Source organism: Streptomyces kanamyceticus, from assembly GCF_008704495.1.
GTDB classification, from domain to species: Bacteria; Actinomycetota; Actinomycetes; order Streptomycetales; family Streptomycetaceae; genus Streptomyces; species Streptomyces kanamyceticus.
The window spans coordinates 1,607,766-1,622,694 of record NZ_CP023699.1 but is presented as its reverse complement, the minus strand read 5'-3'; the positions used below and the strand labels follow the sequence as shown (position 1 = coordinate 1,622,694).

9 protein-coding genes, 2 pseudogenes and 1 CRISPR repeat array (1 of these 12 running past the window's edge) are annotated in these 14,929 nt (G+C 71.0%); of the genes and pseudogenes, 1 reads left to right on the top strand and 10 read right to left on the bottom strand.

The genetic code is table 11. The features are described from left to right. Positions 1-586: 586 nt before the first annotated feature. Positions 587-1,033 carry a hypothetical protein gene (locus CP970_RS06155; RefSeq protein ID WP_150493045.1) on the bottom strand — a complete coding sequence of 149 codons (447 nt, stop codon included), beginning with the start codon at positions 1,031-1,033 and terminating at the stop codon, positions 587-589. Then, positions 1,030-1,284, bottom strand: coding sequence for a hypothetical protein (locus tag CP970_RS06150; protein WP_150493043.1), 255 nt, complete (start codon positions 1,282-1,284; stop codon positions 1,030-1,032). The genes CP970_RS06155 and CP970_RS06150 overlap by 4 nt, the downstream gene beginning before the upstream one ends. A gap of 820 nt (positions 1,285-2,104) precedes the next feature. On the opposite strand from CP970_RS06150, the pseudogene CP970_RS06145 reads away from it, so the two are divergent. Then, positions 2,105-2,344 (top strand): annotated as a pseudogene (locus tag CP970_RS06145) (ATP-binding protein); the annotation flags it as partial. Here the strand turns inward: CP970_RS06145 and CP970_RS06140 are convergent. The 8 genes and pseudogenes from CP970_RS06140 to cas3 form a co-directional block, all read right to left on the bottom strand. Continuing rightward, complete coding sequence (locus tag CP970_RS06140; protein WP_169801297.1) at positions 2,341-2,781, bottom strand: DUF6188 family protein; 441 nt, start codon at positions 2,779-2,781, stop codon at positions 2,341-2,343. The pseudogene CP970_RS06145 and the gene CP970_RS06140 sit on opposite strands and share 4 nt — an antisense overlap. Before the next feature lie 3,156 nt (positions 2,782-5,937). Next, positions 5,938-6,336: pseudogene (locus tag CP970_RS06135) on the bottom strand (CRISPR-associated endonuclease Cas1); the annotation flags it as partial. Positions 6,337-6,340: 4 nt separating this feature from the next. Then, complete coding sequence (gene cas6e / locus CP970_RS06130; protein ID WP_055555325.1) at positions 6,341-7,060, bottom strand: type I-E CRISPR-associated protein Cas6/Cse3/CasE; 720 nt, start codon at positions 7,058-7,060, stop codon at positions 6,341-6,343. Next, on the bottom strand, positions 7,060-7,797 hold the full coding sequence (cas5e, locus tag CP970_RS06125; protein ID WP_150493041.1) for a type I-E CRISPR-associated protein Cas5/CasD: 738 nt from the start codon (positions 7,795-7,797) through the stop codon (positions 7,060-7,062). The genes cas6e and cas5e overlap by 1 nt, the downstream gene beginning before the upstream one ends. Beyond that, positions 7,794-8,990 (bottom strand): type I-E CRISPR-associated protein Cas7/Cse4/CasC, encoded by a 1,197-nt coding sequence (cas7e, locus tag CP970_RS06120; protein WP_150493039.1) that lies wholly within the window; start codon positions 8,988-8,990, stop codon positions 7,794-7,796. The genes cas5e and cas7e overlap by 4 nt, the downstream gene beginning before the upstream one ends. Further along, on the bottom strand, positions 8,987-9,646 hold the full coding sequence (gene casB, locus CP970_RS06115) for a type I-E CRISPR-associated protein Cse2/CasB (protein WP_055550874.1): 660 nt from the start codon (positions 9,644-9,646) through the stop codon (positions 8,987-8,989). Before casB ends, cas7e begins: the two co-directional genes overlap by 4 nt. Further along, entirely contained in the window at positions 9,643-11,346 is a 1,704-nt protein-coding gene (casA, locus tag CP970_RS06110) for a type I-E CRISPR-associated protein Cse1/CasA (protein WP_055550872.1), read from the bottom strand. The genes casB and casA overlap by 4 nt, the downstream gene beginning before the upstream one ends. Continuing rightward, entirely contained in the window at positions 11,336-14,197 is a 2,862-nt protein-coding gene (cas3, locus tag CP970_RS06105) for a CRISPR-associated helicase Cas3' (RefSeq protein ID WP_191094876.1), read from the bottom strand. Before cas3 ends, casA begins: the two co-directional genes overlap by 11 nt. 232 nt (positions 14,198-14,429) lie before the next feature. Continuing rightward, a CRISPR array of direct repeats spans positions 14,430-14,929; the repeat unit is 29 nt; unit sequence CTGCTCCCCGCGCCCGCGGGGATGGACCC; it runs 17 nt beyond the window's last position.

The following is a 14,929-nucleotide window of genomic DNA, read 5'->3' as shown; positions in this document are numbered from 1 at the left end:
AGGTACGTGGGTCAGCGGAATCTGTTAGACGCCCCCAGGGAAGCCCGGCGGGCTTGTCGCCTGGCACTGTCAACCTCGAATTCGCCGAGCGCGAGTCCAGCACATATCGCTGAGCCGAAGGCCCGCGACCGGTCGGCGGGCCCGCGGAGGTCGGCGAGAGGGCTGTCGGGATTGTGCCGCCGCGCCAGCCATCCAGCCCGGTTCTCCGCCAGGGTGCCGAGCTGTGGGTGCTTCGGTTGCTGGCAGGGCCCGGGCGGGGAATCACGCCGTACACGAGCCGGAACCCGTACAGGTGCCCCGGCACCGTGCCCCGTCCGGCAAAGACGCCGCGTGGAATCTCGCGTGCCCCGTGTTGGAGCCCGGCGATCCAGGACCAACAACCCGACACGGACGAGTGCGGTGGACCTTCGCCCAGTACCGGGTTTGCACCGACTCATCAGTGAGCCAAGACTCCCACTCCACAGCAGGGATGAGTAGCGAGGGCGGCTCACCGATCAGCGCGCGCTGCTCCGGCCGCTCCTCCTCTGGCGCGGGCCCGGACTCGTCCACCGCCGACGGCGGGAACAGGCCGGGCCCGACGCCGTCTTCAGGCAGCATCGGTCCGGCGGCCGTCCGAACCCTGGACCTCCCCGGCGGCCGCTGCCGGAGCCGACACCGCTGTCACCGCGGAACGAACAGTGCGTGAGCGGCGGGTCCGCGGGCGTTTTGCGCGAGCGCGCAGTGACTCGATGATCTCCTTGGCCCGGGCCGCGGTAACAGGCTTCGCCTCGCGCTCCAGTTCCTCGGCCGGTACGCCGAGGAGCCCGGAGACAAGCCTGGCGTCGTTGTCGAAGAGCCGTAGAGCCGCCGCTGCCGCTTCGCGGGCCGACACATCAGCCGACTCCTTCGTCGCTGCCGCCTCCGCCGCGGCCTTTCTCGCCGTCAGGACGTTCGCTGCCGCCAGCTCACGAGTCTTTGCCTGGAGCGCCTCAATCGCCCGTACCCGGCGCCGGAGTTCGGCCGCACTCACCCCTGCTGACGATGCGGTGGTCATCGGCCCTCCCCGTTGAAGTCGTGATCGTGCGCAGTCGCGGCGAGCACCTTGAGGCCCGACCTCATCAGCTGCCGTGCCAACTGATCGGCCGCTTCACGCAATTCGTCGTCCGTCAGGTCCTCCACCTCTTTGAAGGCCGGATGCCAGCGGCCGTCGGCGACCTGGTGGTGCACGACGTCCTCCATCTCTCCGATCAGGGCCTGGACGGCTTCCTCGATCTCGACGCGATACTGCTCGGAATGCCTGCTCATGGCGCGCACGGTAAGCACGGGGCCGGGAAGAAGTCCCATGAAAGCGTCATCGGCGCCGACCTCACGACCTCCATGCCTCCGGCGGGTCCTCCCTCGGAGGGGGAGGGGCGAGTCGTTCGGCTGCGGCGCCGTCGTGGTCGAAGTGAAGGGCGGGGTTCCCTCCTCGATCGGCCGTCCCAGCTTCGCGCACCGCGCCGCAGGGACCAGCAGGCCCCGCAAGTTCCCTATAGGTGCCGCTGTCGCCGTCCATCCCGGCGACGGCCACCGGCCCGAAGACCACTGGACCGGCGTCATCGAAGAGCACCTGTTCCGGAACAACGGCAAGCCACGAAGGCTGACCAACGTCCGATGCACCGACCCCCGAGGATTCCTGAACAACCGCGTTGACCACGTGACCACCGTCGAGACACGGAAACCGCGTCCCCTGAATCCCAAGTAGCCCCGGGTGGCCGGTCTGGAGGAGGGCAACACCTCCAGACCGGCGAGGCCCCGAAAGGGAAGCGGACACCCCCTTCGGGGGCGACAGCAACAAGCCCCGGTGCGTTCACCGCCGCTGGCCGACTCCGCCGCAGGCGGCTCCGCCAGCCACCGCCGGGCACCGGGACGGACGCGATCGACGAGGTCGATCCCGACGGAGCACGTTTCCGGCGGACGACCCACGACGATGTGGCCTTCGTCGGCCAGGTCAGCGAATACCTCGCCTGATCCAGCGGATCACGTGGAGAGCTGGATGCTCGGCCAACGGGCACGTCCGGTTCGGCGGGCGGGGATGGGAAAACCGACACCGGAAACGGTGCACGGCGTCTCGTCCCCGACCCAACACATGGAACTCGACCGGCGAGGCGCCGAACTCCTCTTTCAGGTCCTAACCGAACGCGAGGAGAAGAACAGCGTCGCTATCGCCTCCAACGAATCCTTCTCCGGCTGGACCAAGACCTTCACCGACCCACGACTCTGCGGCGCCATCGTCGACCGCCTCACCTTCGGCAGCAACATCATCGAGACCGGAACCGACTCCTACCGCCTCGCCCAGACTCGAGCCCAACAAGCCGACGGCTAACCAGTTTCATTCCCCCTGGCCGCCTCGACGTCGGACCACACTGCAAGCTCCCCACCCGGCAACGACACGAACCGCCAGTCTCCTGGGCCGGTCACCTGCCAAGCTTCAAACGCCGGATCGGCCACGCAGACCAGATGCAGCCCGTTGTCGAAGACCAGCCGCAAGGTTCCTGTCTTGAAAGCCACAGCCGACAAGATCTTGGCTCCGAACAAGGCCAGCGCCGCCGCCGCATCCTGCTGCCCCGGATCCATCATTTGTTGCGGACTGCCCCCGCCAGCAGAGCCCTGAGACAGCTGGCACGGGCCTTCCAGAACAACCCAGGCATCCGACCCCAGCTGAAGCGACAGCTGATAGTCGACGCTGATCTTGGTGACCTCCAGGCCCCGAAGGCCCAAGATCCAACGGTCCTCATGCTCGGCGAAGGCAGATTCATTCACCACCGCACGATGCACTGTCACACTCCCGCCATGCCAGTCAGATCCGCTTCCAGGCACCTCACAGCTACCGCCAGGTGGGGCCAAAACTCACTGGTGATCAACGCCTTTCCGACGCCCAAGTGGGGCCAAAACCCGCTCCTAAACGGGGCCACCGCTGATCCGTCAGGCCAGGTAGACCATCCCCGCGAATACGGAGAGCAGTCAGGCTGGCAACCGCACATCCACGCGATCGTGGGTTCATGCCCGCTGCGCGGGGAGCAGGATGGCCTGTGGCGACGCGTCAAGCTCATCCCGGGGCCATCCCTGCGGGCGCGGGGAGCAGTAAGCCGGTCGTGAGACCGGCTCCCTCAACCGGGGGACCGACCCCGCGGGCGCGGGGAGCAGCCCCGGCCCTGCGGGGTGCACAGTGAAGGGCGGGGACCAACCCCGCGGGCGCGGGGAGCAGGAGGACACCGGCGCGGGCGGCATCGGCCCGCTGGGAACATCCCCGCGGGTGCGGGGAACAGCCGAACCCTCCGGGGCCGGACGCGGAGGTCTTGGGAACATCCCCGCGGGCGCGGGGAACAGACCGCACGCGGCACGGGCACCGTGCTCGGCCGGGGGCCAACCCCACGGGTGCGGGAGCAGTCCTCCTACGAGGATCGCGCAGGCCAGGTCTGGGGACCAGCCCTGCGGGCGCGGAGAGCAGCCCACCCCGTCCGAAGCCAGCGCCGACGGGGACCAACCCTTCGGGCGCAGGGAGCAGGCGCGCCGCAACGCGGCGGTGGGCTGGGACGAGGGACCAACCCCGCGGGCGCGGGGAGCAGCAGATCGAGGCGGGACAGATTCAGATGCCGAAGGGTCCATCCTCGCGGGCGCGGGGGAGCAGAGCGGCCCCAGCAGTACGTCACCGCCGCGTAAGGGTCCATCCCGCGGGCGCGGGGAGCAGGGGCCGTACGCGGAGGACGAGTTGGCGCTCGCGGGACCAACCCTGCGGGCGCGGGGAGCAGGAATCCCTGGAGGAACGCCTCGACTTGGAGGCGGGACCAACCCCGCGGGCGCGGGGAGCAGCAGATCGAGGCGGGACAGATTCAGATGCCGAAGGGTCCATCCTCGCGGGCGCGGGGGAGCAGAGCGGCCCCAGCAGTACGTCACCGCCGCGTAAGGGTCCATCCCCGCGGGCGCGGGGAGCAGGGGCCGTACGCGGAGGACGAGTTGGCGCTCGCGGGACCAACCCTGCGGGCGCGGGGAGCAGGAATCCCTGGAGGAACGCCTCGACTTGGAGGCGGGACCAACCCCGCGGGCGCGGGGAGCAGACCCCGGGCACCACGCGCGTGCGGATCCAGCAGGGTCCATCCCCGCAGGCGCGGGGAGCAGTCGATCTCTGAGAAGGACCGGCGCTCTTCCTCGGGTCCATCCCCGCGGGCGCGGGGAGCAGGGTGGTTCCCCAGCGTCTCACTCGTCACGACAGGGTCCATCCCCGCGGGCGCGGGGAGCAGAGCCGGAATCCGCGGCCGCCCTCGGAGGGCGGGGGACCAACCTCGCGGGCGCGGGGAGCAGGACACCGGGATCGAAGACGAGGACCTGTGGCGGGGACCAACCCCGCGGGCGCGGGGAGCAGCAGATCGAGGCGGGACAGATCCAGATGCCGAAGGGTCCATCCCCGCGGGCGCGGGGAGCAGTCGACGAGGTCTCCGCCGCGCGTGCGCACCGTGGGTCCATCCCTGCGGGCGCGGGGAGCAGTTGCCCGTCAGCAGGCCCTGCGCGAGGGGCTTGGGACCAACCCCGCGGACGCAGGGAGCAGACTCTGAGTGATATCCACGATCCCACCTGCAAGGGACCAACCCCGCAGGCGCGGGGAGCAGTAGCTCGCCGAGTGGCACGCCGCCCTCGATCAGGGACCAACCCTGCGGGCGCGGGGAGCAGCTCCTCCGCCTCGGCTCCGCACCGGCGGCATTCGGGTCCATCCCCGCGGGTGCGGGGAACAGCCGAACCCTCCGGGGCCGGACGCGGAGGTCTTGGGGACACCCCCGCGGGCGCGGGGAGCAGATCTACGAGGACGGCGAGACCGAGCAGTTCTGGGGACCAACCCCGCAGGCGCGGGGAGCAGGGGCTGGTGCCGGAGCAGCGGCGGCCGGTGGTGGGACCAACCCCGCGGGCGCGGGGAGCAGGCAGCGGCCATCGTCGCCGTCATCAGCGCCGTGGGACCAACCCCGCGGGCGCGGGGAGCAGCTCCTCACCCCCGGCACCACCTGGTGGGAATGGGGGCCATCCCCGCGGGCGCGGGGAGCAGCGTACCCACGCGTGGACATACACCACCCCGCCGGGACCAACCCCGCAGGCGCGGGGAGCAGACCCACCAGCGGGTTGCCTGGAGGGTAAGGGCGGGAGCAACCCCGCGGGCGCGGGGAGCAGACATCGAGGTTGAGTTCGGCTCTTCCTCGACCGGGACCAACCCCGCGGACGCGGGGAGCAGCGCATCTGGGACCCGACGGTGCCGCCCGCCGTGGGACCAATCCCGCGGGTGCGGGGAGCAGCGGGCGTTGTCCCGCAGGCCGCGCACGGACTGGGGACCAACCCTGCGGGCGCGGGGAGCAGGCGGGCAGGGCGGCGCTGAGGCTGTCCCCGCTGGGACCAGCCCCGCGCGCGCGGGGAGCAGCTTGTTCGCGGCGGCCTCGTTGAGGGTGATGCGGGACCAACCCCGCGGGCGCGGGGAGCAGCCGCCGGTCTTGTCGTGCCAGACGGAGAGGGCGGGTCCATCCCCGCGGGCGCGGGGAGCAGTTGGCCCGCACGATCTCCGCGTAGTGCGCGCCGGGACCAACCCCGCGGGCGCAGGGAGCAAGGGTCGTGCACACGGAACAGGTGCTGCAGTTGGGGACCAACCCCGCGGGCGCGGGGAGCAGGGAGGCGGCCGCGTTCGCAACGCTCTTGGCGAGGGACCAACCCCGCGGGCGCGGGGAGCAGGCGCGGGTCGGGCATGGTCACACTCCAGTTCGGGGACCAACCCCGCGGGCGCGGGGAGCAGCACGCCACCCTCAACGAGGACACCTGGTGACCGGGACCAACCCCGCGGGTGCGGGGAGCAGGCTCGGTGGCCTGCATGTTTGTCGTAGCGGAGTCTGAAGGCTCAACGCTTTCACCGAAACAGGCGTAGTCACCCAAAATGGGACTCCGTTAGTCGTCGGGGAAGCGCAGTCGGTGCATGGCGCGGGCCACGTCCAGGCGGCTGCGGCGGTTGGCCCAGCGTGCCGCTTGAGCCTCGGTGAGGTGGGAGGAGCTGGTCAGGGCCCGCCCGGAGGCGTAGTAGCGCACGCCCTGTTCACCGACCCACACCACGCCCGCGCCGCTCTCGCCGAGCACGCTCATTGCCTGGTGGGTGATGCGGGTGCCGGGGCCGAGGAGGAGTGTGCCGATGGTCGCGGAGGGGATGTGGGTGGTGCCGTCCGCGTCCTTGGCGGTGATGGCGTTGGCGTCGCGGTGGATGGTGCAGCGTTCCAGGTAGACGAAGGAAGCTCGGTCGGCGATGCGGGTGAGGTCGCGCGGACCGCTGGCCGGGCGCTGGCCGGGGGTGTTCACCGGGCTACTCCGCCGGGGCGAGCGTCATCAGGCCACAGCCATACGCCTTGGCCTTGCCCAGGCCTTGGGTGAGGATGCGGCGCAGCGCAGGGGGGTCGGTGACTTCCAGGCGGCCGTTGTAGGTGACGGTGGTGAGGGTGACCCGGTTGGGGCGCTTTTGGTCGGTGCTGCGTTTGCCGAAGTCGAGGCTGCGCTGGTCGCTGACGGTGATCTGGTGTTCGTCGCCGTGTTCGGTGTGCCGGTGGTCGGCGGGTTTGGTGATCACGCGGAATCCGGAGGCTTCCTGGCGCTGCAGCAGCCAGCCCAGTTGGTGTTTGGGGGTCAGGTGCGCGGTGCGTTTGGTGGGTACGCCGTCGCGGTTGCGGATGCTGTGTACGGGGTTGGCGGTGAGACGGAAGTTCCACACGCTCTTGTTTTCGAGGCGGTCGAGGAAGGGCGCGTAGTGGTAGGTCTGCCAGCCCGGTGTGCCGGCGGCGGCCGCGGCGGGCCAGCCCGCCTGCTCGACGAGGTGGGTGAGGTCGGGGCGCTGGGGGCCTACGACGTAGAGCATGACCTCGGCGGCCGCGTTGCGGTCGATGCGCCACAGGATCCGCGGGGCATCGGGGGCACTGGGCAGGATCTGCGGGAAGGAGCTCATCACGCCCGCGTGCAGGGCCTGCGGTGAGGAGAGCAGTTGCCTGCTGGCCGGGCGCGCGGTGTTGACGCGGAATCGGGTCAGGAACATCAGACGTCTTCCAGGAGGCTGGTCGGATCGTGCGGCGGAACGCCGCGGCGGGCGGTGGCCGGCTGGGCATGGGGATTGGTGACGGTGACGGTGCGGTTCTGCACGGTGCGCAGGGCGTAGCGGCGGTGGCGGGGGTCGAAGCTGAGGGGCTGGTCGCGCAGTGTGTCTGCGGTGAGGGAGTCGGCCGTGTCGCCGCCGCGGGTCTCGGTGAGGACGGGCAGGGCCACCGTGGTCTCCTGCCGGTGCCGCCTTTGGTGCCATTCGGCTGCGTGCCACGGTTCCGCGGCCAAGACGTCCTCCAGGGCGCCGGTGGAGTGGACGCCCAGGTTGAGGGGGCGGGAGGGCGGGCAGGAGCGGCGGCCGAGGAAGGGCAGGTAGTGCGGGCAGCGCAGTGCCGCGTCCAGCTCCGCGATGAGGTCGGCTGTGCCTTCCAGGGCGGCGACGAAGACCGCGTCGGCCAGGTAGTAGCGGTCGGAGATAGGCATCGCCTGGCCGGTGTCGGGGTGGTGGGCGGTCTGGAAGTCCCTTATCCGCGTGCCCGGTTGGTCGATGCGCACCCCGAAGCGTAGGGCGGTGAGCGCGGTGAGGTCGGCGGTGCGCTCCAGGCCCTGGGCGGCGGCGAGCAGGCCGATCACGCCGCTCTTGGTGGGGGCGTTCTCCGTGGTGCGCCGGGCGAAGCGGGCCGAGGCCCCCCACGCCTGCAGGGGACCGGCCAGTTGCAGGGCCAGGACACTCATCCCCGCTGCTCCAGGCGTTCGGCGACGGCCGCACCGACGCTCTCCACGAGCTTGTTCAGGCTGGGGACTTCGGTGCCCAGGCCGGAGATCTTCGCAGTGGCCGAGCCGATGCGCAGCACCCAGGTGGCGGCGCTCTCGTCGCCGTAGGCGCGTTCGAGCTCGGGGATGTAGTCGGCCAGGCGCGTGCAGGCGCCCTCCATGTGGCCGCCCGACTCGTCGGCGGGCACGGGCTTTTCGAAGGCGGAGACGAAGCTGATGGGGCGGGCCGCGCGGAGCTTGATGATGACGGCGTCGGGCAGCGTGTGGTTGCCGAACGTGTTGATCTTCCCGGTGGGCAGGGAAGCGACGAAGCCGTCCACGAACGCCTCAACGGCCCGGCGCACGGGGGTGGCCGGGGACTTGTCGGCGGCCAGGCCCTTGCCGAGATTGCGTTCCAGCAGGTCGACGTCGACGGCGGCGTAGCGGTAGAGGGTGGCGGAGTTGAAGTCGACGGTGCCGATCATTCCGGCGCCCGGCTCGGCGCCCGTGTTGCGGTCATCGACCGCGGTGAAGTAGTCCGATTCCACTTCGGCGCGGTGGACGCTGAGGGCATGGGCGACCTGGGCCGCGGCGTCGACGTTGATGTCGGTGGAGTCGGCGACCATGCGGCCGAACAGGGCGATGTCGACGGAGTGCTGGGTGTCGGCGATCTGCTTTGCGCGGGCCTTGTGCTCCTTGTTCTTGAAGAACTCCTTGATGTCGCCTGCGCCTTCGACGGCCAGCTCGGCCAGCCCGCCGATCTGGCGGGCGCTGAGGAACATCAGGTACGAGGAGGCGGGCGCGGGCTCGGCGGTGCCGTTCTTCTTCGCCGCCTCCGCCTGCCGTTTGGGCGGTTCGATCTTGGAGCCGGTCGCGGTCTGGAGCGTCTCTGCGGCGATCTTCAGGGCCTGGGCGGGGTCGATGGATTCATCCAGGGCGGTGATGTGCTCGGCGAGCAGCTCGGCGACACGCTTGGTGCGCACGCCCAGTTCGGCCGGGTCCAGGAGGGCGGCGAAGTAGCGGCGGGTGGCGCGTTTCCAGGCCTGACTGGAGACCCGGGCGCGGGTGACCCCGCCATAGACGGCGGACTTCGGGGCCCCGGTGTCGTCGCGGTTGAGGTTGCTCGGCGGGACGTTCTGCAGCGCGTGCACGTCGAGGATGATGCGGCTGGTCACGGCGTGTCCTTCGGGTCGGTCTCGTCAACGGCACTGTTGTCGGCACCGTCGGTGGGAGTGCTTGTCTGGGGGCGGTAGGCGTGGAAGGAGCGCCCCCAGGCATCCCGGACGGCCGCGCGGCGGTGGGGGTACTGCCAGGTGTGGAGCTGGTCGGCCAGCAGGGCGTAGTCGAGGCTGATCTCCTCGCGCCGCAGCAGGGTCACCACCTCCCGCAGCCGGACGGCCAGGGCGTCCCAGGTGGGTGCCGCGCCGACCCGTACGAAGCGTTTGCGGACGGGGTCGTCAATCTCGTTGCCGGGCATGAGGCGGCGCACGGCCCCGCCCAGGCCAAGGCCGTCCCGACGGTGCATGGGCCGTTGGCGGGACTGCTGATGCAGGGCCCACAGGGTCAACGCGGCGTACGTGGCGTTCTGGGCACGGGTCTGCGCGGCCTCGCCGCTGAACTGGGGGTCGGCGGACAGCTCCGTCAGGTCGATCAGGGCCCAGAGGTCGGGGACGGCCATCGGAGCCCGGCCCGCACCGCGGCGCAGCCGGGCCAGGGTGGCGACCGCGTCGGAGCGGTCGGCGAGGTGGCCCTGCTGGAGACGGCGGATCTGGCCGTCCACCAGAGTGCCGACGCTGCCGAGCGCGGCGCGGGATGAGGTCTGGGTGGTCATGCGGACACCTTCCGGGGACGGCCGCCCGGCGACTCCTCGGACCCGGGGGCGGGGGGTGAGGCGAGCGGCAGACATGCGTTGAGCCTGGTGCGGAAACGCAGGTCGGCCGAGGCTGAGTTGAGCCACAGCTGGCCGCCCTTAGCCAGCTCGATGACCCGCCCCTGCCGGGCGGCCTCGCCCGCCTGCGCGACGAGTTGGGCGCCAATGCGGGCGAGCGTCCGGCGCGCCGTCTGTTGCCACTGGGCGCGGGCCTGCTGGGGATCATCGCCAGGGTGGAGGGCGGCCAGCCAAGCCCGGTAGGGGCCATCGAGGGCGCCGAACCCCAGGTCGCGGGCGGTGTCCTTGGGAGCCTCCACCTCGCTGCCGGACGCCTGCGCGAGGGCGGCGGCCAGCGCGCCGAGCGCGGTGACGGCCGTCTCCGCATCAGCCACGGCATCCACCGCGCACTGCCCCAGACCGCGGTCGGCCTCGCTGAGCAGGACCACGGACAGCGTGACGGCGTCCTCCGTGATCTCGTCGACAACGGACTGCTGAGTGCCGTACACCACGCCGTAGGTGCGTATCCGGATCAACATCCGGTCAGGCAGCACCCGTTCATTGATCAGACGGGCGATCCAGTCGACCAGGCCGGGCCGCAGCCGGGAGGGCGGCTCACCGCGCGGCGCGGTGTTGTGATCGCGCGGGGCGATGAGCGCGGCCAGGCCCCGCCAGGCAGCGCGGGCCGGGTCGTGCTCCTGCGGCATGTACACCAAAGCCTGCTGGTGCTTCTTCTCCTGGGCCTGGCTGCGCCGCCAGCCGGACATCGGCTCGAGCCCCTGCCGGTTCTGCGGGGGGAGGGGATCACCGTAGGTGAGTACGACGCCGTGCACTCCGTCGGCGTCCGCGTGCAGCAGCAGGCGGCGCGACTGCCAGGTGTACAGGTCGCGCACCCCATACGGCCGTAGCGCGAGGTCGGCTGCGGCTCCCGGCCGGGCGGGCCCGCCGCGCCAGGCGGGTCGGTCCTTGCCGCCCACCGCCGTGATGGGGCCGTCGGCGGCGATGAGGTTCAGCAGCAGCGTCTCGCGGAGGGTGGGCCCTTCGGCCAGCACCCCGCCGATGCTGCCTGCCCAGGCCACACCCTGCGGGTAGGCCTTGCCAGCCTTGGCCCTCTCGTCACCGACCACCCCGGTCTTGATCCCGGAGGTGTCGTACGCCTGCGCGTGCACCACCCAACAGGCCGCCTCCGCAAAGGAGATCCTCTTGGCGCCCTGGGGTCGCATCGTGAAGAACAGCGTGCCGTTGGGCACGTCCGCCACGATCCGGTCGAGCGGGAAGACCTCCCCCTTGGCTGTCCGCAGACCCGGCGTCTGGAAGAACGGGGAGACCGGGTGCAGCAGGTCGAACCGCTGTCGATGGGAGTCCAGATAGCCGGGCACCGGCGCGAACGGCTCGTCCGACTCCCACAACTCCGCCCAATCGTCCAGGTCCTGGGGTCCATCCAGCGCGTCATGGAGGATGGCGACCAGCAGCCGCACCAGAGCGAAGTCCTGGGTGGGAACATCACCGGCCAGCCGCCGGACGCTGCCAGCCCGGGCGAAGATCTCCCGTAACGACAGCACCGTCTGGCTGCCATCGAACAGCTGCACCGGCAGCCACGGCCGGTCGGTCAGGTCGAACGACAGCGGACCCTGCGCCGTCTCGGCCCTCTGGTCATGCGTCACGTCGCACCTCAAGCCCGTCGTTGGGGGAGTAGCTGAGGACGAACCCTGCCAGGCAGGTCTGACAATCGCTGTGAACAGGCAAAATAAGCTCCCCTGCCAGCCACGGACTCTGCTTGGTCTGCCATGCCGGTACGCAGAACTCCTCCAGCTCGGCGATCACTTGATCGACGACCTTGGGATGGGAGAGCTGCAGCGGCAGCCGCAGTCCGCACGCCGCCGCGGCCTTCGCCGCCCGCGCCGACGGCACCGCGTCCAGGGGCAGCGGCAGAGCGCCCCGGCCCTCGCCAATCCACTCCGGCGTCGTCAGCGAGCCGTCCGCATGCTGCTGGACCAGGAGAACCTCCAGGCTCTCCTGACTGTCGCGGACTTGCGCCCGCCCGGCCCGGGTGTCGTCCGCATCCCCGGCCCCGCCCGCGACCCAGCCCGTCAGCGCCCGCCCGGCCTTCGCCTGCGCCCCGAGCCGGAACGCGCCGGCACGCTGTTCCTTCAAGTCCTGCTGCCGCTCGTGCTGCGTCCGCGCCTCCTCCATCACCTCGCCCCAGCCCCGCGGCCCCACCGGCCCGTCGCCGTAGGCGTCCTGCACCAGCGGGCTGATGTCCTGCGGCAGCCGCACCGGGCCCACCTCACCCTCAAGATGCGGCTGAAGAACGGCCAGGGAACGCAGCAGCGCGTGCCGCCCATAGACCAACTGCGAGCCGCGCACCGGATCGGGCGGGCCCGTGCTCCAGTCGACACCGGTCACCAAACAGCGCGGCGTACGCAGCCGCTCGGGCCGTGACCCACGCCGATGCCGGTGCAGGCGCCCCATCCGCTGCAGCACCAGGTCGACCGGCGCCAGATCGGTGACCAGCAGGTCGAAGTCGACATCCAGCGACTGCTCGGCGACCTGACTGGCCACCACAATGTGCCGCCGGGGCCGCAGGGTGGGGTCCGGGCCGAACCGGTCCAACAGATCCTGGTCCTTCGCCGCCCGATCCACATCCACGAACCGGGCGTGCGCCACCGTCACCGCGTCCTCGCCGAACCGCTCCCGCAGCACCCGCGCCGTCTCCAGCACCCGGTTCACCGTGTTCCGCACCACCAACACGCACCCGCCATCGACGAGTTCATCCTCCAACCGGTCCGCAAGCACCTCCAGACGATCCACCAACGGCTCGACGCACACCGTGCTGGTGCGCCCGGAGGCCTCCGGGCGCACCAGCAGCGGCTCCTGGCCGGGAGCGACCGCAGTCACCAGCGGATACTCCTGCGCCTTCTCCACCACCTCATAGGCACCCGCCGCGACACCCGCGTAGGCCTCCGCCAGGGCTCGGCGCCGCCCGGCGGGCAGCGTCGCCGACAGCACCACCACCGGCACCCGATAGGCGCCCAGCCACGACAGCACCCGGTCCAGGTAGGAGTTCATGTACGTGTCGTAGGCGTGCGCCTCATCGATGACGACGACCTTGCCCGCCAGCGCGAGATGACGCAGCGCCAGGTGGCGGCTCTTCAGCCCGGCGAACAGCAGCTGATCCACCGTCCCCACGGTGAACGACGCCAGCATCGCCTTCTTGCGTCCCCGCAGCCACTCGTGCGCCACCAGCTCCGCGGGCGCCAGACGCCGCGATGCACCGGGGCGGGGCAACTCCTGTCCGGCCTCGGCGTCGATCGCGGCTATGTGCTGCCGCGAGGCGCGCATCAGCACCTCGAAGTCCTTGTTCAACGCGGCTTTGGAGTGCACCAGTTGAACCGACAGCCGCTTCCCCTCCAGGGTGGGCAGCTGGTCCAGCCAGTTCAGCAGGCGCGGGAACATCGCATTCCCGGTGGCCATCGTCGGCAGCGCGAAGAACACCCCGCCCGCCCCGGCCCTGGCCGCCAATATCTCGGCCGCCGCCAGCGCCGCCTCGGTCTTGCCCTCCCCCATCGGCGCCTCGATGACCAGCAGACCGGGCGTCGCCATCTCCCGCGCCACCTGAACCGCCGCCTCCTGCACGGGACGGGGCGCGGCCCCATCGGGCAGATCGAAGCGAGCGGCAAACAGCTCGGCGGCCGAGCCGTCCGGCGCCACCGGCCGCCACGGCTCGGGCAGCGCCAGCCCGCGCCAGGCCGCCGCAACACGCTCGTCCTGTCCCTGCCCGGCCGCCTCGGGAAAGTACGGGAAAAGATCTCGGTTACTCGCGATCCAGTCCGCGACGATAACCAGTGCCGACAACAGCACCTGCACGGGCTGGGGCAGTTTGACCGCCCGCCAGTCGGCCAGACGATGCCGTACGCCGAACTCTTGGGCACACATGTCGAGTAATTCGACCTGCACTCGCCGCCACAGGGCCGCACTCCCACCGGGAGTCCGCAGCAGCCCGGGATGACAGGCCAGGTCATAGATTTGAGCATCCTCCGGCGGAGCCCCGTGATGCCCACCCAACACGACGGCGAACTGCGCGGTGGCCCGGCCCGGCCACCCGTGCTCCTGCTCCAGCCACTCCTGTAACAACGCCTGCCCGGCCAGCGCGTGGGGCGCCAGTCTCCGCTCCGGCCTCAACTCCCGCTCTGAGCGCATCGCCAGACCCGCCCGGCGCATCGGCTCCGCCAGACCCTCCACCTGACAGGCGAAGGCCGGCGTTGCCTTCCCGATGTCATGCACCCCTGCCAGCCACACCACCAGTCGACGCGCATCCGCCAGGCCCTCTGGCAGCACCTCGGCAACAAGTCGCCGCACCGCTTCGGGCAACCATCGATCCCACAGCAGACCGGCCACCGCAGCGCTGTCGGCCATGTGTCGCCACAACGGCAGCCAGCCATCCGTCCCTGCGTCGTACTTCGCCCACACCTTGCGGGCAGGATCTGAAAGACCTTCGTTGATGCCGTGCGTCATCCGGCTCCGCCGCTCATCCACAACGACATCCAAGTGCAATCCCCGACGCCGATGGGCGGATTCTTCATCTTCCGCTGTCCCGGTTGCGACGATGCTCTCGAAGGGAGCCTCTAGTGGTGAAGTCTCGTCTGGCCAGACGAATGCCTCTCGTGCCGCTTCGTGTTACATGTCCAAATTGATGAATGTGCCGAAAACGACGAAGGGGACCGGGCATCTCTGCAGGTCAATCAGTCTGCTCCCCGCGCCCGCGGGGATGGACCCGACGTCCTGGGCAGGCGCGCGGCCGCCGAACGCTGCTCCCCGCGCCCGCGGGGATGGACCCTCCTCGGCACCGCGTGTGCCGCACTGCGGGCACTGCTCCCCGCGCCCGCGGGGATGGACCCGACGCGGACGCCCTGTTCATCGACGACCTGCTCTGCTCCCCGCGCCCGCGGGGATGGACCCGCGTACCGCACACGGATCCCGTCGGCCGCAGGCTGCTCCCCGCGCCCGCGGGGATGGACCCAAAGCCCTGGCCGAAGGCAAGACGTCCCCCGACTGCTCCCCGCGCCCGCGGGGATGGACCCAGAAGAGGACGCCGCAATGAGCACCCCCGCCCCTGCTCCCCGCGCCCGCGGGGATGGACCCAACAAGGGCGGGGCGAAGAAGTCCACGCACGCCTGCTCCCCGCGCCCGCGGGGATGGCCCCTCCCGGTAGCCGCCCGCCTCCCACTGCGCCATCTGCTCCCCGCA